Origin of the sequence: Populibacterium corticicola (assembly GCF_042683685.1) — a bacterium.
Classification (GTDB): Bacteria; Actinomycetota; Actinomycetes; order Actinomycetales; family Cellulomonadaceae; genus Timonella; species Timonella corticicola.
Genome location: NZ_JBHUOP010000002.1, coordinates 69,707 through 91,261, shown reverse-complemented (window position 1 = coordinate 91,261; position 21,555 = coordinate 69,707). Strand labels below are relative to the sequence as shown.

Here is a 21,555-nt window from a genome sequence, read left to right as displayed (position 1 = left end):
GGAGCCGTGGGAGAGACCGTGTGGGTGATCATCGCAGTACTTGTGGTACTGGCAGTGATCAGCACGTGGGGTTTCCTGCGGCTTCGCCGTCTCACGACCTCCGTCGGCATGTTCGATTGTGCCCTGCGCACACCGAAATCTGACGGAAAACCCACCGACAACTGGGTTCAGGGGCTGTGTGAATATCAGTCTGATCGACTGCTGTGGTGGCGGGTCTACTCGCTATCCGTCAACGCAAACCACATATGGATGCGGGACCAGTTCGAGGTGACCGGTCGAGTTCCACTCGACCAAGCGAACCTGCCGGACGTTTATCTCGTACAGTGTCGTCACGAGGGTGTGCCGTTTGAACTGATGATGTCAGCCGAGGCCTATCATGGACTGTCATCATGGGTTGAATCTGCACCCCCGTCGGCCGGAGGGTACAACAATTATTAAACTATGTAAGGAAGCAGTTTTTGCGTCTCGTTGTCGCTGAATGTTCAGCACAGTACACAGGCCGTCTCCGCGCACACTTGCCAAAGGCTCAACGACTCGTTGTCATCAAGGCCGACGGAAGTGTGCTTTTGCATTCGGACGGTGGTTCCTACAAGCCTCTCAACTGGATGAGCCCTCCCTGCTCGATGGCGGTGTCACAGCCGTCAGAGGAGGCCCAGGAGCGCGGAGTAACGTCGATTCTGACGGTGCAACACCAAAAGAGCGATGACCGGCTTGAGATCGAGCTGTTTGAGGTCTATCACGACTCCTCACACGAGCTTGGCGTAGACCCCGGCTTGATCAAGGACGGCGTGGAAGCGCACCTGCAGGAGATGCTGGCCGAACAGATCGAACTGCTTGGGCAAGGGCACACGCTGATTCGCCGTGAGTATATGACTGCTATCGGCCCCGTGGACATCTTGGCCAGGGACTCCCAGGGGCGCACGGTCGCCGTGGAGATCAAGCGCAGGGGAGAGATCGATGGTGTGGAGCAGCTTACCCGCTATCTCGATCTGCTCAACCGCGACCCGTTGCTCGCACCGGTCAAGGGCGTGTTCGCGGCCCAGGAGATCAAACCACAGGCCAGGGTGCTCGCGACGGACCGTGGCATTGCCTGCCTTGTGCTCGACTACGATGCGATGAAGGGTGTCGACGACGTCGAGTCTCGCCTGTTTTAGCGTGTCCTGGACCTTGGATGTCGCAGTGCGTTTAGCGCAAGTCCTTTGCGCTGGGTATACCTAAACTGCCGTGACCCCAGAACTTGTTAACCGACATGGTGATTTTCCGGGTCCAGTGACCAAAAAATAATCACCCTGATTCCGGAAGATCACCATAGTGGTTATGTGCTGGCACTCGCTGACCTTATGACACGACCGGTCACCACACGCCCAGGACCTCGGTGCACAGGGCGGCGGGCGTATGGCGACCAGTCAACGTTGGACAAGCTCATCGCTCAGGAGAACGTGATGGACCGCACGCGAATGTTCCCGTGTAACGTCACTCGCAGCGTGGACAGCGGTTCCCTCACCAGTGCTGTCTCAAGGGCCGCCAGATCCACCGGAAGTGTTGTCTCGGTCCACGAATACTTGTCGGATGCTACGGAGGCAGCGGTTCCGGAAACCTGTCCGAGTATGTGCGCGGCTCCCACCGTCGAGCCATCGCCCGCTCCATGAAGCGACACGGAGACATCTCCAACCTGTCCCAGGGTATCTCGGGCCAGGTCCAGACTGATCGACTTCACTGAGCGGGCATCTACGTTTGTGAACTCGACGTACCCTGACGAATGTCCGGCTGCCACGGCCACGCAGTTGGCGCCTGTACGGTCCGCGTCGCGGTGCACGATGTGGTGGTGTGCATCGAACTGATCCATGCGTAGCGCGACTCCCAAGAGTGGGGAGGGCGCATACTCGAGCGAGGAATCCACCTCCCACAGCGCTTCCATCAGCGAGCGACGGCTTGTGCCCGCCCAGACACGATAGGTTCCCGGGTGGACGTGGAGGCGTTCGCCGCGAACGTCCCACACCTCGAACGCCTCGCGGAACAGAGGCACGGTCACGGTGCGTTCCTGACCGGGTTGGAGTGTGACCCGCGTATATCCGGCAAGACGGCGTAGCGGCGCAGGGGAGCCGAGCGGGTGGGCTGCGAAGTCCAGCGCAGCGTAGAGCGCGACCACCTCGTGGGCGACCCGTTCTCCTGTGTTGCGTACGGTGACGCTCGCGTGCACCGGGGCAGCATGGTGGGTTGTTTCGGGTATGGTCTCGGCTGCACCCTCGTTCAGTGTGAGTGCCGAATACTCCACGCTCGTGTAGGACAGCCCGTGCCCAAACTCGAAGTCGGGCTCGCACTCGTTGTACCAGTACGTTCCGCTGGAGGAGACGATGTCGTAGTCGAGGATGTGGGGAACGCAGGTTTCATCGTGCACCCATTCCTGTGCAAGGCGACCCTGTGGTTCAACGTCTCCAGAGAGCACGTCCACGATTCCTCGGCCTTGCTCCTGCCCAGCGTGTGAGGACCACACAAGCGCATCCGACTCGTCGGCAATGGACCTAAGTGCGTAGGGGTATGACGAGACGATGGTGAGTGCGGCGGTGGCGCTGTGCGCTCTGACGGTGCGCCACAGCGCTCGCGCTGAGCGGGGGAGGGCAAGGTCGGGGCGGTCCTCGGTTTCTCGGCCGAGGATGTGCGGATCGTTGCCGACGGCGGCGATCGTGACATCTGCTTGCTGAGCGGCGGCGATGACGCGTTCGATGCCGCTCGATAGGAGGTCGAGTTCGAAGCGTTCGGCATGCGCGAGGTCACTCGAATCGCCGGACACGAGTTGTGAGCCGGTTTGCGTGCGCAACCATTTGCCCGAACCGATGTGCAGAAGCGACACTGTTGCGTCGGTGTGCGTGTGCAGTGCGAACGTTTCTTGGGCGACCCAACCGCCGACTCGGTCTGCGCTCGCTGAGACGATCCACCCACCCTGCAATAATTTGCCGCTCGACTGGGCGCGCAGGGTGGTCGTGCCGTGACCCCAGTCGGTAAGTTCAAAGGTTTCGGCTTCGGCGCCGCTTTGCGCGGATGCGGTGAGTGTTCCGTCATTGTGTACGTGCAGGTAGCGGCCCGAGCTGGGAGAGTAGATTGCGACTCGATCGGCCCCGCTGTCCACAATGACCTGCTCTGTGCCGTAGCGTTCCGTGAACGCCTCACCGATGGTTGACAGGTAGGGCGGAGTGCCCGAATACCAGTCGTGCAGCGTCGCGGTTGCCAGCGGGCCGACCACCGCGACCCGCGTTGTGTCCGAGAGCGGGAAAACGCCGTTGTTCTTGAGCAGAACAAGTGATTTCGCTGCTGCCTCGCGTGCTAGAGCACGCGACTCGGGCGCATCGATTGCGTCCGCCGTGATGCCCGCGTACGGGTCAGCGGCCCCCTGATAGTGGTGGGCGACATGCTGATTGTCGACGAATTCCCCGGTCAAAGAGCGCAAGTACAGCATACGGAACACGGCTTGGTCCACGTGGCGGAGGTCGAGGGTGCCGCTGTCGAGCGCTGCCCGCACCGCCTTGAGCGTGGGAGCGGCATTCGCGTCGTTGTCGGTGAAGGAATCGATCCCGGCTTCCAGCATCGCAGCGTGTGACGCGGGCGCATCGGGGTAGTACCGTTCGAGGTTCACCACGTTTGTGGGTGCAGCGGCATCAGACACGACGGCTATGGGGGCAGTTGACCACGACCGCAGTGTGTCTAGAAGGCCATGGGCCACGTGGTTGGGTCGTCCGTTCACGAGGTTGTAACTCGGCATGACCGCGCCAATCACCCCCTCAGCGAGCGGCCGAGAGAAAGCAGGGAATTCGTACTCGTGCAGTACCCGAGCGCGCATGTCGCTTGAGGTCACGGCACGATCAACCTCGTTGTTGTATGCCAGGAAGTGCTTCAGCGTGGGAACGGTTTTCCAGAAGGCGCTGCCATTGCCGGAGCGGCCCGTCAGGCCGCGAGCGTAGGCGATTGCGCAGTCACCGGTCAGGAGTGGGTCTTCCGAGTAGCCCTCCTCGTTTCGCCCCCATAGTGGGTGACGCAGACTGTTGACGACTGGTGCCCATACGTTGAGTGACACGCGCGGGTCTTTGGCATGCTGCGCTCGAACCTCTGTTGCCACGGCATCGCCGATTCGTGTGAGCAACTCTTGATCCCAGGCCGCTGCGAGTCCCACCGGCTGCGGATACGTGGTTGCCGTACCGAGCCACGCCATGCCGTGCAGTGCCTCGGTGCCGGTGTGGAACGCGGCCAGTCCAAGCCGTTCGATGGGTGGGGCGAACTGGTGCAGGAGGGAGATCTTCTCCTCGAGCGTGAGGTGGGCCAACAGCGTGGTGGCGGCCTTGCCGTGTTGCCGGGTCTGCGGGTCGTCTAAGTCGTTGAAATGGTCAAAGCCCCTGTGCGCGGCGCGGTTGCTCGAGGAACTTGGGAGGTGTGGCACGTCATTGTCCTTTGATTGAGGTCTCGCCTCATAGGTTAGCGCTCGAAACGGTTCGACATGAATAACCGAGACCTATTCGTTATCGAGTGTGGTGACTGCCGGGCGCTGATCGTCTTTATAGCGCCTAGAAACTCGGTATTTTTGAGGTTTTGGGGAGTTGCCCTCTTGCTATTTTGTGGTTTCCTGAGTAGTCTCCATTTTGTCGAATCGCTTCGATGATGAGAGCGATTCCAGTAAGCGCAATCAGCGCGCGTAACCACAACGAAGTGAAGGACGCCAATGAGTATCAAGCGTGAAGGCAAGAACTTTCTGAGCACCCCGGTTGACCGACGCTCATTCCTCGGAATGATGGCGATGAGCGCAGCCGCGATCGGTGTGCCGTCGCTACTTGCTTCCTGTGCTGTCAAAGAAGAAGCAGCCGCACCAAGCAGCAGCGCACCCGCACCGCAAGGCCCCGCGACCTCCGACACCACATTGCTCCCGAGCTACAAGCCGATCTCCTACGTCGAACCCGACTTCCCCTCGGTGAACGGAACGCTTCCTGGATACACTAGCCGTCCGGAACTCGTTCAGGCTTACCCGGTCCCACCGGGAGCTGGAATCACCATCACTGCTGCCGCACCAACTTGGTCCCCAATCCCAGACACAAAGGGGAAGTACTTCACTGCTGTCTCTGACGCAATTGGCAACCAAATTGACTTCAACCTCCTGTCTGGAAACGACATCTGGGATATCGCACAGACGCGTTTGGCTGACTCCAACTCGTTACCGGACTGGTTCGCCCTTCCTACCTGGACTGTTTCGGGCAACGCTAAGTTTGGCTCCGAAATTGCTCCAGCGGTATTCGAGGACCTCACCCCGCACTTGAGTGGTGACAAGGTGCTTGAGTATCCGCATCTCGCTAACGTTCCTACCGAAGCATGGCTGAACTCGACGTGGCAGGACAAGATCTACGCCATCCCAATGCCTGGCGGCGCACTTGATATGACCTATTTCTACCGCAAGGATCTCCTTGCGGAAAAAGGGATCACTGAAGTCGCTCCCAAAAACTCCGATGAGCTCTACGCACTCCTCAAAGAGGTCAACGACCCAGGTGCGGGTAAGTACGCAACACTCAACCCGTGGACCGCACTGACCAACGTCGCATTCGGAGTGCAATCCGGCTGGACTGTCGTCGATGGCAATATCGTCCACCGAATGGAAACGGACAACTACTACGACTGCCTCGAATTCGTGGCCAAACTCTACAAAGAGAACTTGGTGCACCCAGACGACTCAGCAGGTAGGCAAACATTCCTTGACGGAAACGTCTACTTCAACGGTGACGGTCTAGGTGGTTGGCGTGAAATGGTGGCCAGCCAGGTAGGAGTCAACGACAGCTTCGCCATGGATGCGGTAGTGCCCTTTGACTACAAGGGAGGAGCGCCTGTGTACTGGCGATCCGCACCAGCGTCCTTCTGGTCATTCATCAAAAAGGGAATCGGAGAGGAGAAGATCCGAGCGATCCTTACCTCAGCGGACTTCCTTGCCGCACCATATGGCACTAGAGAGTTTGATCTCGTGGCTAACGGTGTTGAGGGTGTGCACTACGACCTCGGCTCAACACAGGAACCGATCAAAACCGCGCTCGGTAACAGCGAGGTCGTACCTTCCTTCATGTTCCTCGCCTCGCCTCCGGGTGTGGCAGCAGATTTCCAGTTCCCAGGATACGTAGAGGCATACTCGAAGTATTCCCAAGCCGCCGGTGCCTATGTCCAATCGTCCCCGTTCCTTGGGCTCAACATCGTTGTGCCTGAACAGTATCGAGACATCGAAGCCGGTATTTCTGACATGGAAACCGAAGTCCAGCGCGGCCGTGCGTCTCTCGACGCCATGCGTAGTCGGGTCGAGGACTGGCGCAAAGCTGGCGGTGACGCCCTGCGCGACTTCTACAAGAAGATCCTGGACGAGATGTAATGACGCTCACGAACGAGGCCGACGCATCAGACGCCGAATTAGACAGACAGTCCGTAACAACGCGGCCAGCCTCCAGCACTGAAACGCAACGGGACATGAAGAAAAGCGAACAGCCCTTCGACAGTGATGTTCTGCCACCGCGCAGAATGACGTGGTGGCAGCGGATTGTGCGAGACCGAACATTCATTATCATGACGCTGCCAGCGGTCGTCTTGATAATCGTGTTCAACTACATTCCGATGGCAGGCAACATCGGTGCCTTCCAGAACTACAACCCCTACGCTGGCGTTACTGGCAGCCCGTGGGTTGGATTCGACAACTTCATCGATGTGTTTACGTCGGCTTCGTTCATGAACGCATTAAAAAACACACTGCTGATTACGTTATTCTCACTGCTGTTCTACTTCCCGGTGCCAATATTTCTGGCAATCTTGATGAACTCTATTTTGAACACTAAAGTTCGCACGTTCATCCAATCGGTCGTTTACCTGCCGCACTTCTTCTCGTGGGTTCTGGTCATCACGATCTTCCAGCAGTTCATGGGTGGGGCGAGCCCCATTTCGCAGTGGTTAATTCAAAACGGGAACGCTCCGCTGCAGATCATGACCAACCCGGATACCTTCATTGCTTTGGTTACTACGCAAGCGATCTGGAAGGACGCAGGCTGGGGAATGATCATCTTCCTTGCTGCGCTCTCCACCGTTGACCCATCGCTGTATGAAGCATCAGTGATGGATGGCGCCGGAAAACTACGTCGTCTGTGGCATATCACTCTTCCAGCCCTCCGACCGGTCATTGTGCTACTGCTGATTCTGCGGCTGGGCGATACGCTCAATGTCGGGTTTGAGCAGATGTACCTGCAACGCGATGCTGTTGGTTCTGGTGCTTCGGACGTGCTTGACACATTTGTTTATTTTGAAGGCATCCAGTACTCAAAGTGGGGATTCGCTTTGGCTGCGGGGCTCACCAAGGGCGTAGTTGCTCTGCTGCTGGTGCTTGGTGCGAACAAGCTGGCACACCGTATGGGTGAAGCAGGCGTTTACCAGAAGGCGGCCTAAGAACATGACTGCAACAACACCACCGATTACGCGGTTTACACCTGAGGAGATTAAAGATCTCCCAGCAGGCCACAGGATTGAAGGACTGCCTCACAAGCGTCGCCACCGCAACCCTGACAAGCCGGTGTGGGAGGAGACTGCTACCGCTTGGGGCATGACTTTCAAGGCCCTTGCATTGGTTATTATTTTTTCACTGGTGGCCGTCCCAATGTGGGCGATTGTGGCTACCTCGTTATCTGATGCACGTACCGTACAAGACGCCGGCGGCTTGGTGCTTATCCCGAAGAGTTTTACCTTAGCTTCCTACCAGCAACTCCTATCTGGTGGCGTGGTAGCCAGGGCGGCATGGGTCTCAGTTATTGTCACGGTTGTAGGTACCGTGATTTCTACCGTTGTTTCGGCGCTCGCTGCTTACGGTTTGTCCAAGCCTGGCACCGCGTTACACCGGCCGATCTTGTTCCTATTCATTATCACCATGTTCTTTAGCGCAGGGTTGATCCCCACCTACCTGTGGATCTCCGCCCTGGGACTGCGTAACTCGCTGTGGGCATTGATCCTGCCGAGTTGTATCTCCGCTTTCAACCTGCTCATTATGCGTAACTTCTTCATGGGTATTGACACCGGCATCCTTGAGGCGGCACGTATCGATGGCGCGAACGAGTGGCGCATCCTCGGCTTCATCGTTATGCCAATGTCAAAGGCTGTCACTGCGGTTATTGCGCTGTTTTATGGTGTCGGGTTCTGGAACGCGTTCTTTAACGCCGTCTTGTACATTGATGATTCTGCGAAGTGGCCGTTGCAGATGGTGTTACGCCAGTACGTTTTGCAGGGGCAGTCCATTCCAGGCATGAACCTTACTGTCGCTCAAGGTGAACTGAACACCGTATCAATTAAGATGGCGATCATGGTGCTAGCAGTCATCCCCGTTCTCGTTGTCTATCCGTTTGTGCAAAAGCACTTCACCAAGGGCGTCATCTTCGGGGCGATCAAGGGTTAACGGCTGGTTCCTTCTCCACCAGTTTGTTGCCCCGCCCTGGTAAGCTCACATGTTGCTTACCACCTTGTGGCAGTCTGTCTTACTTTGGCAGTCTGCCACTTTTTGTTTCTACATTGACAACGCCCCGGGCAGTTTCCGCCCACCCCGCACGACCCGGCCGGGCTGGGTTGGGAGAGAGGTGCGCGCACCGAGCCGACTCGTCGCCAATCTGAAAGCGCATCCCGAAAACAGGTGTATAGGTTTTTTCTTGTGTCATAGCCTGGTATCCACTGGATGACAAGAAAAACCTATACACCTATGTGACGTCTCGGGACATCGGTGGCCTCTACACCCAACTGCACCAGATGGCTGAGGTGAGGGTTGGGAGCGGAAAGAAGAGGGCTAGCGGACGGGTCCGGTTGATTCGCGCTGGGTCAGGACTGGGGCGAGGAGCCTGGTCTCGGCGGGAAGGTCGTTGTCGAGCCGGTTCATGGCCATGTCCACGGCAGCGCGTCCGATGGCTTCGCCTGGAATGTCGATTGAGGTGAGCGGTAGTGGTTGGTTTGCCGCGACATCCGGTGGACAGACTGCGAGTACGGAGATATCGCCGGGAATGGACTTACCGAGTTCCCGCAGACGCGCAATAGCGTGGGGGAGAGCGGACTCGTTGTGCACTATGAGGGCGGTCAACCCGGGCTGCTGCGCAAGGATCGAATCGACTGCCTCGGCTGCGCCGACCTCGGAGGCCTCGCACGGTATGGCCGCGAGCTCGACGCTCTGGTAGTTCGCTTCGGTTCTGGCACCCTGTAGGAGACGTTCGAGGAATGACGTGCGGCGTTCCCAAGCCGCAGACCCGGAACCGAGTAGTCCGATCTTGGTGTGGCCGAGCTCTGCGAGGTGCCGCACCGCGCTTGAGCCGACGCTTGCAAAATCGAGATCCACGCACGATAGGCCAGCGGTATCGCGCGGTAACCCAATGAGCACGGCAGGCTGCTTGGCATTGCGCAGAACGGGAATGCGTGGATCGTGCTCCTCAACGTCCATCGTGATGACGGCATCCACCATCGAACCGTTCAGCACCCGGTCGAGTCCCGTGGCATCATCCTGCGTGACCAGGAGAACGTCGTAGTTATGGTGCTGCGCAGCCTGTGCGATTCCAGACACGAACAGCATGATGACGTTGACGTTGACTGCGGCGCGCAGCGGAGCCACGAGAGCAAGAACGTTCGTGCGATTCGAGGCGAGTGCGCGGGCTCCGGCATGTGGGCGGTATCCCAAATCCTTGATGGCTTTCTCGACGCGGGAGCGGGTCGGCGCGGAGATGGGGCGCTTCCCGCTGAGCACGTAGGAGACCGTTGAGGTTGACACGCCCGCCGCTTTCGCGACGTCGTCGATCGTGGCCATTTCGTTTTTCCTCGTCTGTGTTGGGTGTGCCTGCACCGTAGCGTTTCTTAGGTGTTGTGGAAGGTGCTGCTGCGTAGACACTCAAGGTTTAGGATACCGGTGTATGGCGCGTGAATTCGCCATTCATGCACGTGATATCAACGTTTTGTCGGGGTTCGAGGCACACGGCCAACTGCCCTGCTGGGCTTGTGATGCGAATGGCTCGACTCGCCCCACTCTGGCGGGTGTCCCGTAGGCGAAGCTGGAATGTGTCAGGTCCCTCCCAGGAGAGTTGTGCGGTGAGTGCACCACGCAACCGCACGCCCTCGATCCGCCCGGTACTCCACCTCGGAGGGAGCGCGTTGAGAACGTACACCTGATCGTTGAGTGCGAAGCAGAGGGCCTCCATGACTGAGGCAACGAACCCGAAGTTCCCATCGATTTGGAACGGAGGATGGGCTGAGAACAGGTTGGGATAGATGCCCCCGCGATACTCGGAAACGCAGTCACCCGGCTCAGTCGTTACCGGGCGAAGCGAGAGTTCGAGGGCGTCCGCAACACGGTCACCGCGCCCCAAACGCGCCCACAGCGCGGACTGCCAGGCGAGGGACCAGCCGGTCGAATCGTCGCCCCGAAGTTCGAGTGAGCGGGTCGCACCCGCAAGCAGGTCGGGACGCGATTGCCACGATCCGAGCGGATATACCCCCACCAGATGAGAGAGGTGGCGATGATCAGGTTCGACCTCCTGCGCATCGAACGGCCATTCCCGTATCGCCCCGTTGTCACCGCACGTTGGGTCAGGTAAACCGGCGGCTCGCTCGCGCAGTTCCCGCAACCACTGCGGGCGTCGAGACTGCGGCCCAAACAGGTCGCGATGCGCGCGGCTCGCGTACTGCGCAAGATCGCGCAGCAGCGCAACATCCATCGTCACCGACTGTGCAACCGCCACCGGCTCACCGGCGAGTAGATACCTGTTCTCTGGCGAGACGGACGGGGCGGTGCGGTACATTGCCGACGATCCTGCCGCGCCGCCGTTGAGACCGCCACTACCAGCGGTGTCAGCATCAGCGACACAGTCTTGAACAGCAACACTGCCAGAATTATCAGCATCAGCGGTGCCACCAGTAACCGCAGGAACGATCCAGCCAGCAGCAAATCGACCGGTAGCCTCAAGGAGCGGCCACGCGCGATCCAAAAACGCGAGATCCTGGCTGTACTCGTAGTGATCCCATAGGTGCCTCGTCAACCACACACCACCCATCGGCCAATACGCCCAGCAGGCGTCCCCCTCACCCGCGCCGACGGGAAGCGCGTGCCCCCACACGTCCGCGTTGTGGTGCAGCACGAACCCATCAAGGCCGTACAGGTCCCGTGCGGCGGCACGTCCAGGACCGCGGGACACCCGCTCAAGCCACTCGATGAGCGGTTTGTGCACCTCCGGTAAACCGATTGCCTCGACCGGCCAGTAGTTCATCGGGGTATTGATGTTGAGCGTGTAGTTCGAACTCCACGGCGGCGGAATCTCATGGCACCACAACCCCTGCAGATTCACCGGATTGACCTCCGGAGCGTAGGCGCTCACGTGCAGGTAGCGCCCAAAGTTGAACTGCCGGACCACTCGCTGATCAGGTAGTTCGAGGCGGCAGCGCTCATACAACCCGCGATGCGCTGAGCTATGGGCGTTGACGTGCTCATGCAGGTTGGCGGCGATCAGGTGCGCGAGCCGCTGGGCCCGTTCGCGTTCGCGGGCAAGTGCCCGGCTACGCTCTGCCGCGAGTAGCGGCAGGCGGGTGATGGGTTCGAGCGGTAGGTCTGTCGTGGTGGGCTCGGGTGCTGGGCAGGCCAGTACAAGCACGGTGCTCGTGTGCCCGGGTAGTGCGATGATCGTCTCCGTCACGTTGTCTGTCACTGGTTCGATTGACGACGATTCGGCAGGTTCTCCCGCTGCCTTGGGTGCGGGATGATGGTCGGTCAAGTGCGGGTGGAGTGCTGCTCCGAGGGCAAGGAGTCCAACGCGAGGGCGCTTGGCCTCGTAGCGCACGTGCTGTGGCGAGTCCTCATGGGTGGGGGTGACATCGCTGGGTAGCTCCACGATGTGCCCGCCGTCTGGATGGGCGATGTGATGCAGCAAAGAGGCGATGTTGACGTGCACGGTGGCAGCGTGCGGGGAATGATTCGAGACCACATGGACCACATAGTCCGGGGCGCGGTCGGTGTGTGGAGACTCGGGTTTTGTGAGTGTAGTGTCCGCAGGCTCTGCGTGCGGGGATTCGGTGTCTGCCGTGCTGTCCACACGGGGCACGTACGTGGTGTGGGCGAAGTGGCTGTGCCCGAGCGTATACGTGGTCAGCGTGTGCGCGTCCAGGAAGTCCAGGGTGCGGTGGATCGCGGTGTGGGGTTGCGCTTCTACCGCGTGTTCTTCTTGCTCTGCACCTACTGCGTGCTCTTTATGCTCTGGACCTACTGTTTGTGCTGTGTGGACCCGGATGCCCACGTCGAAGTAGGGGAGGAATGCCTGGGAGTGCGTGCTTTGGGCGGTGCTGAGCAGTTCTTCGGCGCCCGGGATGTCTCCGGTGTCGATCAGGGTGCGAACCCGGTCGAGGAAATCTGGCTGGTTCAGAGCAGGAACCTGTTGGCACGGTGAGGCCTCGTCTCCAGACCAGGCATCGTGCCGGTTGAGCGTGAGGAGTTCGCCGCCCACCCTCCCGTGGCTCATAACACCGAGAACACCGTTGCCAAGGGGAAGCGCTTCGACCCATTGCCCCGTCGATGTTTCGAGAGTGTGCAAATCCGTGTCGTGCAGGAGTCTGTCGGAGTGACATGAGGGCGTCGTATGACGAATTATCGCCGTTAGATCGCATGAAATCACGCCTTGTCCAGAGCGTGGGGAACTTCTGGGGAGTGTCATGAACCATGCCCGTCAGTCGCGTCGATCAGATGGACTTCTATGTCCGATTCGACTATAGATTGTTGAACCGCTTCGATGATATCGTGTGAGAGGCGTCGACGACAAAGGAGCAATGGTGCACCGCACGCGAACCAGCCACACACGCCGGTCACTTCCGGTCCTCGCTTTCGGCTGCGACTACAACCCAGAACAGTGGCCCCGCCACATCTGGGAACAGGATGTTCAACTCATGCGGCAGGCGGGAATCAATCTCGTCACGATCGGCGTATTCTCCTGGGCCATGATCGAGCCGCGCGAAGGTGAACGTGACTTCACCTGGCTGGACGAGATAATTGACCTGCTGTGGCAGGCGGGGATCTCGGTGGATCTGGCCACCCCAATCGCCTCTCCTCCGCCGTGGGTTGGCAGCACCTATCCGCAGACCCTCGCGGTGTGGCCCAACGGGCAGCGCTCAACGTGGGGTTCTCGCAATCACTTCTCCGTCGCCTCGGCAAAGTATCGGGAGTTGTGCGCCTCCATCACCGCCGACCTGGTACATCGCTATGCACACCACCCTGCCGTGGCCATGTGGCACGTCGGAAACGAGTTTGGGCAACTGTGCTACGGCCCAGAGTCCGCCCAGCGATTCCGGGAATGGCTGACCAAGCGCTATGGCGGTCTGGATGCCCTGAACGAGGCCTGGGGAACGGCCTTTTGGAGCCAGCACTACGGGGACTTCAGTGAGGTTATGCCGCCGCGTGACACCACCTACCTCATCAACCCCGCGCAAGACCTGGACTTCAAACGGTTCAGTTCGCAGGCCATGCTTGAGTTGTATCTTGAACAGGTCGACATCATCCGGGCCGCTGATCCCGACGCCATCGTGACCACCAACTTCATGGGCTTCTTTCCACTCGTGGACTATCACTCGTGGGCACCGCACGTGGACATCGTCGCAGACGACATCTATCCTGATCCCGAGGCACACGATGCGCCGCAGGTCACGGCCCTCACGCACGAGCTCATGCGGTCGCTTGGCGGGTCAGCCCCTTGGATGATCATGGAGCAAGCCATCACCTCGGTGAACTGGCGTACCCACAATGTCCCGAAGCCGCCTGCCCGTACTCGGTTGGAGAGCCTGTCTGCGGTGGCGAGAGGCGCGCGTGGTATCTGCTTCTTCCAGTGGCGAGCGTCCACTGCAGGTTCCGAACGGTTTCACTCCGCGCTGCTGCCGCACGCTGGGCCGGAATCGCAGGTACATCGCGCGGTGCGCGCACTTGGGGCGGAACTGGGCGATCTGGCTCAGCGGTATCGGGAGACTTCTTTGGGCCTGCGCTCTACCGTCTCTCGGGCGAGGCCTGCACCCGTGCCCTCTGCTCCTGCGGACCCTGCATCCGGGGATGTGAACGCTACGCCCGCGAACTCTCAGATGGAGCAGGACCACGAGCCGCACGCCAGTTCCATTGCCGCACAGCGTGTGGCACTCATCTTCGACTGGCCATCCTGGTGGGCCACCGGGCAGCAGGCACTTCCGACCTCAGAGCTGGACGCACTCAAACAACTCAAAGCCTGGCATCGCGCGCTGTGGCTGGGTGGCATCCGCGCCGATGTGATAGCCCCAGAGGCAGACTTGAGCGGCTACGACCTCGTACTCGTACCGAGTCTGCATCTACTCGATGAAGCTGTCGCCGGGCGCATGCTCGACTATGCCGAGGCAGGTGGAACGCTTGTGTGCGGTCCCTTCACAGCGGTCGCCGACCTCACCAACCGGGTCTACCACGCACCGTTCCCCGCGCCCCTGCGAGCCGGTGTTGGAGTGGCAGGTCAAGAGTGGATTCCCCTGCCCAAGCACGACGCACCGCTGCGACTGGTCACTGGCACCCCGGCCGACCACCCGCTGCCGGGAGAGGATTACGCGGCGCAGGTGTTCGTCGAAAAGCTCGATCTTGACTCGGACACAACAGCGCTGTTGCGCTACGCGGAAGTAGACCCAGACCCTTATGAACTCACCGGGCGCGCCGCCGTCACGAGGCGAGCACATGGACGCGGCTCACTGCGGTACGTCGGAGCACTGCTGAACGAGGTCGCACTCGGGGACGTGCTCGAACAGGCGCTGCGTGAGAGCGGCATCGAACCGCTTGCTCCGAGCGAGCGCAATCCGCACCTCGACATCGTGCCCGATGATCTCGGCGTCTACCTACTCAACTACGGACACGAGCCGGCTCAGATCACCCGAGCGGCACTCGAGAAACATCTTGGCACGCCCCTCGCGCTGCCAGCAGGTCTAGCCACCGTGACCGTGCCGCCGCTCGACGCCCAGATCATCGACTACGCCAACCCGCACACCCCAACACTTCCATGACCCGCACCAACAGGATCTAAGGACCACCCATGAAATTCTCCAACGGCTACTGGCTCGTCAAAGACGGCTACGACATCCTGCGCCCACGCGACATCGATGATGTTGCCGCGACCGGCGACACCCTGTGCGTGTATGCGCCGACAGCGCGAATCACCAAGCGTGGTGACACCCTCAACTGCCCACTCATCACCACGACCTTCACGGCACCTCGCCCCAATATCATCGGGGTGCGGATTGAACATCATCAGGGCGTGCGTCCGCGCGAACCACACTTCGAACTCAACCGCGGCGATGTGGACGTTGTGGTCGAGGTGCCAGAACGGGGGAGTGGAGCGCCCGCAACGTTTACATCCGGAGGACTCACCGCGCGCATCGCAACCGATGGGGCCTGGAATGTCGAGTTCCTCGGGGACGGAGAGCACCTGACCTCCTCCATGGAGCGCTCGGTTGGCGTGGCGCTTGGGCCCGAGGGAAGCCGCTACGTCTACGAACAACTCACCATGGGACCAGCCGAGAACATTTTCGGCCTCGGGGAACGGTTTGGCACGTTTGTGAAGAACGGCCAGGTGGTTGACATCTGGAACGAGGACGGCGGAACCCAGTCCGAACAGGCCTACAAAAACGTTCCGTTCTACATCTCCGATGCGGGCTACGGGGTGTTCGTGGACCATCCGGACAAAGTCTCCTTCGAGGTTGGCTCCGAGGTCGTGTCCCGCACGCAAATGTCCGTTGCTGGGAACCACCTGCAGTATTACGTGATCTACGGTAAGGACCCCAAGGAGATCCTCGCCCACTACACCGCGCTCACCGGACGTCCGGCTCGTCTCCCGGCATGGTCGTACGGTACCTGGCTGTCCACCTCGTTCACCACCGAATACGACGAACAAACCGTCACCCACTTCATCGACGGAATGTTTGAGCGCGATTTACCGCTCTCGGTGTTCCACTTCGACTGCTTCTGGATGCGGGGCTTCCACTGGAGCGATTTTGTATGGCACCCGCAGACCTTCCCAGACCCGCAGGGCATGATCGATCGAATCAAGGCCAAAGGTTTAAAGATCTGCGTATGGATCAACCCGTACATCGCCCAGCGCTCACACCTGTTTGCCGAGGGCATGGAACACGGATACCTCGTCACCGACCCGCGCGGCGATGTGTGGCAGTGGGACCTGTGGCAGGCAGGCATGGCGCTCGTCGACTTCACCAACCCGGATGCGACAGCCTGGTATCTCTCCAAACTCCAGGCGCTGTTGGACATGGGCGTGGACTCGTTCAAGACCGACTTCGGAGAGCGGATCCCCACCGAGGTGGTGTGGCATGATGGCTCCGATCCGCAACGCATGCACAACTACTACACCCACCTGTTCAACGGAGCGGTGTTTGAGTTGCTTGAACGTGCCCGCGGCAAGGGCGAGGCCGTGCTGTTCGCCCGATCCGCCACCGCCGGTGGTCAACAGTATCCCGTGCACTGGGGCGGCGACTGCGAATCCACGTTCGTGGCCATGGCTGAATCCCTACGCGGTGGACTGTCGCTTGCCCTGTCCGGTTACGGGTTCTGGAGCCACGACATCGGCGGATTCGAGGGTACACCCGACCCTGCAGTCTTCAAACGGTGGACAGCGTTCGGGTTCCTGTCCTCGCACTCCCGGTTCCACGGCTCGGACTCCTACCGGGTTCCGTGGGTGTTCGATGACGAGGCCGTGGAGGTCACCCGAAAATTCGCGAACCTCAAGATGACACTCATGCCATATCTTGGGCGGCTCGCCGAGGAGGCAGCAACCCACGGCACCCCGGTCATGCGCCCCATGCTGCTCGAATTCCCCGAAGACCGATCCGCCCGCTCAATTGGCACCCAGTACCTGCTCGGTGACAGCCTGCTCGTCGCGCCAGTGTTCGACCCCAAGGTGGCCGAGTTCTACGTTCCCGAGGGAACCTGGACCTCGATCCTGAACGGTCGAACCTATGAGGGCCCGCGCTGGTACCGTGAGGACTTCGGATTCGATGAACTGCCACTCCTCGCTCGACCGGGTACGATCATCCCGTTCGGCGCCCAAACCGGTTACCCAGACTATGACTGGGACGAGGACGTCACGCTGCGCGCCTATGAACTGGCCGATGGAGCCGAGGTCACCGTGACGATTCCTTGTCACGATGACACCGAGCAGATTGCCGCAAGGTACGTCATCACACGTCAGGGAGACACGGTCACAGCAACGCGGACCCAAGGTTCCCGACCGTTTGCGCTCGCGGTTGGTGGCCTAACGGTCGCAGCCACGGGTGAGAGTGTGAGCCTGACGCTGAGCTAGTCCGGCTGGGCTAATGCGCAAAAGCACTGGACCGCTTTCCTACCTTTTCGTCGATTATTTTCGGCGAGAAGGTTGAGAAGCGATCCAGTGTCGTTTATGGGGATTGGCGACGATTAGCCTGGGTCGGTCCCACTACTTGCGCCGGGAGAGTTTGTGCCGTATATACCCGATGTTGCGGTTGTGTCGGCACTGTTTCGGTTTTTTACCGAAACAGTGCCGACACAACCGCAACATCGGGTTAGAGGTTAGAGGTTAGAGGTTAGAGACTAGAGGGGTGAGCGGGAGAGGTCACTGGCGAGGGACGGAGACAGTGGCACGAGCGGAACCAACAGGGCCCCGAGTGCGTGATAGATGTCCGGCTTGCCTGGCCAGACCTCGGCGGCGGGTTGGTTGGCGCTATCGAGCTCGTGGTGCCAAGAGCCGAGTTCGCTGTCCATGAAGTACTGCTGCACGTGTTCGAGCCAGCGCTCGTAGTCCTCGGCGTAGATGGTGTCGCCCGTCGCCGTGAACAGTGCGGCGGCGGAGGCGAGCGCTTCGGCGGCAACCCAGTGCATGCGGGTTTCGACGACGGGCTCCCCAGACCAATCGGTCGTGTACACGAACCCGGACACCCTATGCGAGGACAATCGCCAGCCGTCGGTCACGGCGCGGGCGTAAAGCTCACGCGCGGAATCAACAAGCCACGGGTGAGTTCCGGTGCCGAACGTTGCATCGAGGTGCAGCAGGAGCCGAGCCCATTCGATTCCATGCCCAACGGTTGCGCCGTATGGCTTGAACTGATCGTCTTTGCGATCGGCGTTGAACTCGAGCAGCGGAGTCCAGTCGGAATCGAAGTGTTCTGGAATCCGCCACGAATGCTTGGCCGCCCACTCAAGAGCAACGATTCGTGCGATTCCAAGGGCACGCTCGTGGTATTTGGCGTCACCGGTGACATCACCCGCTGCCAGAAGTGCCTCGACCGCGTGCATGTTCGCATTCACCCCGCGATAGTCGGACAGATCGGACCAGTCCGCATTCCATTCATCGACGTGTAGGCCGCTCTCAGCATCGAAGAATCGGGTCTCCAACACCTCCAACGCCAATTCAAGCAGCCTGTCCGCCCCCTCAATGCCTGCACGTACACCCGAGGTCCCAGCCAACACCACAAAGGCGTGCGCGTAGGCGGCCTTGGTGTTGTCGAAGCCCTCTGGCGAGTCGGGAACGGCTGGGATGGAGGCATACCACCCGCCGTGGGTGTCGTCGTGAAGCGGCCCAAGAAGCGCGGAGATCGCATCCGTTGCGATCTCGCGCGCGCCGGGTACGCCCAGCAGCGTGCCGATTGAATAGGAGTGCGCCATACGGCAGGTGATCCACGTGTGGACGCCGCGGGACAGGTCGAGGCCACCGTCGTTGGTGACCCATCCCGCGCCGCGGCCGGGGACGATGCAGCCTTGCGCGAAGTGGAGCAGGTCCACTGCCTGCGAGCGCAGCCATTCGCCGTGCTCGGGGGAGGCGATCAGTGGTTGCTGTGATGCTGGTGCGTTCATGTTCGGGTCCTTGTCGGGTTCGGCGTCCGAGTTGTTGATTGAGCGAGTTGTCGATTGAGCCAGGCAACCTGGGTGAGTTTGTGGCCGAACTCGCCGCCTTCGTGTCCGTTGTAGGGGTAGATCTCGATGGCGCGGTTGTCGTTGGCGTAGTGGTTGTAGGCGCTGTACACGGTCGAGGGCGGGCAGATGCCGTCCATGAGCGCGACGGAGAACAGTGCGGGTGCGGTGGCACGGCGTGCGAAGTTCACGCCGTCGAAGTACGACAGCGTGTTGAAAACCTGATCCACGTGGGTGCGGTGGACTGCGAGGTAGCGGGTGATCTCGTGGTAGGGGTCGTTGTCTATCAGAGAGGTGGCTCGTTCGAAGTTGCACAGGAAGGGGACGTCGGGCATCACCGCATACAGATTGTCGACGAGTCCCGCGACTGCCAGCGTGATGCCGCCTCCCTGCGAGGCGCCGGTGATGGATACGCGGGTGGCATCGACCTGTGCGAAGGTGCGGATCGCCTCGACGGCGCGTACGCCGTCGGCGTAGACGCGCCGGTAGTAGTAGTCGTCCGCGTTGCCGATGCCCTTGGTCATGAATCCGGGACCGGAGGCCCCGGTGCCCGCTGGGTCGGCGGTGTGTCCGCCCGAACCCCACCCAGAACCTTGGCCGCGAGTGTCCATGAACAGGTGGGCGTACCCGGCGTTTGCCCACAGCAGGTGTTCCTGGGCGTAGCCGCGTCCGCCGCCGTAGCCCTGATACTGCACGATGGCAGGCAGGCTTCCGGGCTCTGCTCCTGCGGGAAGGTTGAGCCAGGCTTTGATGCGGTGTCCACCGAATCCGGAGAACACGACGTCGTAGGAGTCCACGAACTTCAGTGAGGTGTTGAGTTTGGTGGCGGTGACGTTCAGGTCGAAGGCGCGGGTCTCGGCTAGGGTTCGGGTCCAGAACTCGTCGAAGTCCTCCGGCTCACGCACGTGTGGCCGGTAGGTCTCGAGTTCGGGTAGGGGCAGATCAAAGAACGCCATCGTCTTCCAATCTTTTGTGTTCGGGTGTGTTCGGTTGTGGTGTCGAGGCACCGGTGCCGTGTTAGGGGGCGGGGTGCTCGCTCACGTCCTCGGTTTTGCGTACCTTGCTCGCAAGGGTGGAGGAGCGTTCGGGCACAAACTCGGATTGCAGCACCAGTGCGGCACCTCCGATGGCTGCTGCCGTGTCGGCTGACTGGGAGACACGCACCTCGACGGGGTGGTTGTCTCGGGCGAAGAAGGAGTTGTCGAGCGCCTCGCGGATTGCGGGCAGGTATATGTGGCTTGCGGCTCCGAAACTGGTTCCGCTGAGCATGAGCAGGCGTAGGTCGAGGGTGTTGGCCAAGATGTGTGCGGCGTGCGCGATGTAGGGGATCGACTCTTCGAGTAGTTCGGTTGCGGCCGCATCACCGGAGCGGGAGAGTTGGGCAAGAGTCGCGAATTGCTCGGCGATTGAGGTTTGGTCCACGGCTACGGTGTCGAGGGCTGGATCCGGGCCCGTGGCGATACCTGGAAGCAGACCGCGCTCCTGTGCTCGTGTCACGAGGGCCGCCGGGCCGCCGTAGGACTCGATGCAACCGCGAGCACCGCACCAGCACTTGGGTCCTGTGACGTTTGCGGAGATGTGTCCGATTTCCCCGGCGTTTCCGGAGGCGCCTCGGTGCGGTGAACCGGAAAGCAGGATTCCAGCTCCGATTCCGGTGCTCATGTAGAGGGCAGCGAACGAGCCTTCACGTTCGGTTCCACCGGTCCAGTACTCTCCGATTGCAGCCGCTGTTGCGTCGTTTTCGAGGAGGACTGGAAAGCCGGAGAGCCGTGAGAGTTCGCTGTCTAGAGGGTAATCTTCCCAACTACGCATGAACGGTGGCGTCAGGTGCATGCCGGTCTGTGAGGTCAGTGGGCCGGGGGAGACCAGCCCGATGCCGAGCACACGTTCGCGGTCTACCTGCGCTTGGGTGATGAGTTCTGTGACTTCGTGACTCATGCGTTCCACGACGGTACGCGGGGTGACCTGGCCGGCACCTGGGCGAGTCATGCCTGAGATGGGTGCCCCGGCAAGGTCGGTCAGGGCGTAGGTGATTGCGCCGTGGTCAAGATGTACTCCGAGCGCGTAGTAGGCGTCTGCGTTGAGCTGCAACAACACCCGGGGTTTTCCACCGGTGGACTCGGCGCGCCCTACCTCAAGCACGAGTCCGTCGTCGATGAGTCGGCGAACCGCGGTTGACACGGTTGCGCCTGTCAGACCCGTGACATTGGAGATTCCAATGCGCGAGATCGTTCCCGCGGCGCGGATCGCGTCAAGGATGACCGATGTGCTACCGGTGGGCGGATGAGGTGGGTGTGAAGCACTCACGAGGCTCTCTTTTTCTGAAGGTTGACATGGGGTAAGTCTATCGCCGTGAGGTGTTTAAAGCAGGTGGTTGAGGCTCGGGTTGCCGCACCATTGCCAACCTTAGTTAAGTTGCTTAAGATAGTCCATGGCTTCGTGAAGATCATGGTCCCCCGCCAGCGCGTTGATCGTCTCAGGTTGCGATAGGGTCGAACTAGTCGCGCCCTTCGACACAGCGTCCAGGCCTGCGGTCCATTTCCCGCAGGCCACCACGTACGACCCGCGCCCAGTGTCGATACCGAGCATGGCACGGCGATCCCCGCGTACCTCTA

The 21,555-nt window shown here is 60.5% G+C and carries 14 protein-coding genes; 7 read left to right on the top strand and 7 right to left on the bottom strand.

The window, feature by feature from the left end; genetic code table 11:
* The first annotated feature begins 6 nt into the window (after positions 1 to 6).
* Together ACFSYH_RS04205 and nucS are read left to right on the top strand one after the other, a co-directional pair.
* Complete coding sequence (locus ACFSYH_RS04205; RefSeq protein WP_377465318.1) at positions 7 to 438, top strand: DUF2550 domain-containing protein; 432 nt, start codon at positions 7 to 9, stop codon at positions 436 to 438.
* A 20-nt stretch (positions 439 to 458) separates the two neighbouring features.
* The gene (nucS, locus tag ACFSYH_RS04200; RefSeq protein WP_377465316.1) at positions 459 to 1,154 is read left to right on the top strand and encodes an endonuclease NucS; all 696 of its coding nucleotides are present in this window, start codon (positions 459 to 461) and stop codon (positions 1,152 to 1,154) included.
* Positions 1,155 to 1,429: 275 nt separating this feature from the next.
* On the opposite strand, the gene ACFSYH_RS04195 is transcribed toward nucS, so the two are convergent.
* Entirely contained in the window at positions 1,430 to 4,429 is a 3,000-nt protein-coding gene (locus ACFSYH_RS04195) for a glycoside hydrolase family 3 C-terminal domain-containing protein (RefSeq protein ID WP_377465314.1), read from the bottom strand.
* 279 nt (positions 4,430 to 4,708) lie between these two features.
* Between ACFSYH_RS04195 and ACFSYH_RS04190 the strand changes: the two genes are divergently transcribed.
* The 3 genes from ACFSYH_RS04190 to ACFSYH_RS04180 all read left to right on the top strand — a co-directional run bounded on the left by ACFSYH_RS04190 (position 4,709) and on the right by ACFSYH_RS04180 (position 8,440).
* Positions 4,709 to 6,385, top strand: a complete 1,677-nt coding sequence (locus ACFSYH_RS04190; RefSeq protein ID WP_377465313.1) for a sugar ABC transporter substrate-binding protein — start codon at positions 4,709 to 4,711, stop codon at positions 6,383 to 6,385.
* Between the two features lie 95 nt (positions 6,386 to 6,480).
* On the top strand, positions 6,481 to 7,443 hold the full coding sequence (locus tag ACFSYH_RS04185) for an ABC transporter permease (RefSeq protein WP_377466085.1): 963 nt from the start codon (positions 6,481 to 6,483) through the stop codon (positions 7,441 to 7,443).
* A gap of 4 nt (positions 7,444 to 7,447) precedes the next feature.
* On the top strand, positions 7,448 to 8,440 hold the full coding sequence (locus tag ACFSYH_RS04180) for a carbohydrate ABC transporter permease (RefSeq protein ID WP_377465312.1): 993 nt from the start codon (positions 7,448 to 7,450) through the stop codon (positions 8,438 to 8,440).
* A 381-nt stretch (positions 8,441 to 8,821) separates the two neighbouring features.
* Here the strand turns inward: ACFSYH_RS04180 and ACFSYH_RS04175 are convergent, their stop codons facing one another.
* Together ACFSYH_RS04175 and ACFSYH_RS04170 are read right to left on the bottom strand one after the other, a co-directional pair.
* Positions 8,822 to 9,823, bottom strand: a complete 1,002-nt coding sequence (locus ACFSYH_RS04175; protein ID WP_377465311.1) for a LacI family DNA-binding transcriptional regulator — start codon at positions 9,821 to 9,823, stop codon at positions 8,822 to 8,824.
* A gap of 88 nt (positions 9,824 to 9,911) precedes the next feature.
* Complete coding sequence (locus ACFSYH_RS04170) at positions 9,912 to 12,590, bottom strand: glycosyl hydrolase family 95 catalytic domain-containing protein (RefSeq protein WP_377465310.1); 2,679 nt, start codon at positions 12,588 to 12,590, stop codon at positions 9,912 to 9,914.
* A gap of 235 nt (positions 12,591 to 12,825) precedes the next feature.
* Between ACFSYH_RS04170 and ACFSYH_RS04165 the strand changes: the two genes are divergently transcribed.
* Both ACFSYH_RS04165 and yicI read left to right on the top strand, forming a co-directional pair.
* Complete coding sequence (locus ACFSYH_RS04165) at positions 12,826 to 15,051, top strand: beta-galactosidase (RefSeq protein ID WP_377465308.1); 2,226 nt, start codon at positions 12,826 to 12,828, stop codon at positions 15,049 to 15,051.
* A 29-nt stretch (positions 15,052 to 15,080) separates the two neighbouring features.
* The gene (yicI, locus tag ACFSYH_RS04160) at positions 15,081 to 17,357 is read left to right on the top strand and encodes an alpha-xylosidase (RefSeq protein WP_377465307.1); all 2,277 of its coding nucleotides are present in this window, start codon (positions 15,081 to 15,083) and stop codon (positions 17,355 to 17,357) included.
* A 266-nt stretch (positions 17,358 to 17,623) separates the two neighbouring features.
* Here the strand turns inward: yicI and ACFSYH_RS04155 are convergent, their stop codons facing one another.
* The 4 genes from ACFSYH_RS04155 to ACFSYH_RS04140 all read right to left on the bottom strand — a co-directional run bounded on the left by ACFSYH_RS04155 (position 17,624) and on the right by ACFSYH_RS04140 (position 21,529).
* Positions 17,624 to 18,883 carry an AGE family epimerase/isomerase gene (locus tag ACFSYH_RS04155; RefSeq protein ID WP_377465306.1) on the bottom strand — a complete coding sequence of 420 codons (1,260 nt, stop codon included), beginning with the start codon at positions 18,881 to 18,883 and terminating at the stop codon, positions 17,624 to 17,626.
* Entirely contained in the window at positions 18,880 to 19,896 is a 1,017-nt protein-coding gene (locus ACFSYH_RS04150; RefSeq protein ID WP_377465305.1) for an acetylxylan esterase, read from the bottom strand. Before ACFSYH_RS04150 ends, ACFSYH_RS04155 begins: the two co-directional genes overlap by 4 nt.
* A gap of 61 nt (positions 19,897 to 19,957) precedes the next feature.
* Complete coding sequence (locus ACFSYH_RS04145) at positions 19,958 to 21,247, bottom strand: ROK family transcriptional regulator (RefSeq protein ID WP_377465304.1); 1,290 nt, start codon at positions 21,245 to 21,247, stop codon at positions 19,958 to 19,960.
* 99 nt (positions 21,248 to 21,346) lie between these two features.
* Complete coding sequence (locus tag ACFSYH_RS04140) at positions 21,347 to 21,529, bottom strand: hypothetical protein (protein ID WP_377465303.1); 183 nt, start codon at positions 21,527 to 21,529, stop codon at positions 21,347 to 21,349.
* Positions 21,530 to 21,555 lie beyond the last annotated feature (26 nt).

What these genes read in the sequence shown, in the direction of transcription:
- ACFSYH_RS04190 (WP_377465313.1), top strand. Translation starts at nt 4,709, where the DNA reads ATGAGTATCAAGCGTGAAGGCAAGAACTTTCTGAGCACCCCGGTTGAC.
- ACFSYH_RS04185 (WP_377466085.1), top strand. Translation starts at nt 6,481, where the DNA reads ATGAAGAAAAGCGAACAGCCCTTCGACAGTGATGTTCTGCCACCGCGC.
- ACFSYH_RS04180 (WP_377465312.1), top strand. Translation starts at nt 7,448, where the DNA reads ATGACTGCAACAACACCACCGATTACGCGGTTTACACCTGAGGAGATT.
- ACFSYH_RS04175 (WP_377465311.1), bottom strand. Translation starts at nt 9,823, where the DNA reads ATGGCCACGATCGACGACGTCGCGAAAGCGGCGGGCGTGTCAACCTCA.
- yicI (WP_377465307.1), top strand. Translation starts at nt 15,081, where the DNA reads ATGAAATTCTCCAACGGCTACTGGCTCGTCAAAGACGGCTACGACATC.
- ACFSYH_RS04155 (WP_377465306.1), bottom strand. Translation starts at nt 18,883, where the DNA reads ATGAACGCACCAGCATCACAGCAACCACTGATCGCCTCCCCCGAGCAC.
- ACFSYH_RS04150 (WP_377465305.1), bottom strand. Translation starts at nt 19,896, where the DNA reads ATGGCGTTCTTTGATCTGCCCCTACCCGAACTCGAGACCTACCGGCCA.
- ACFSYH_RS04140 (WP_377465303.1), bottom strand. Translation starts at nt 21,529, where the DNA reads ATGCTCGGTATCGACACTGGGCGCGGGTCGTACGTGGTGGCCTGCGGG.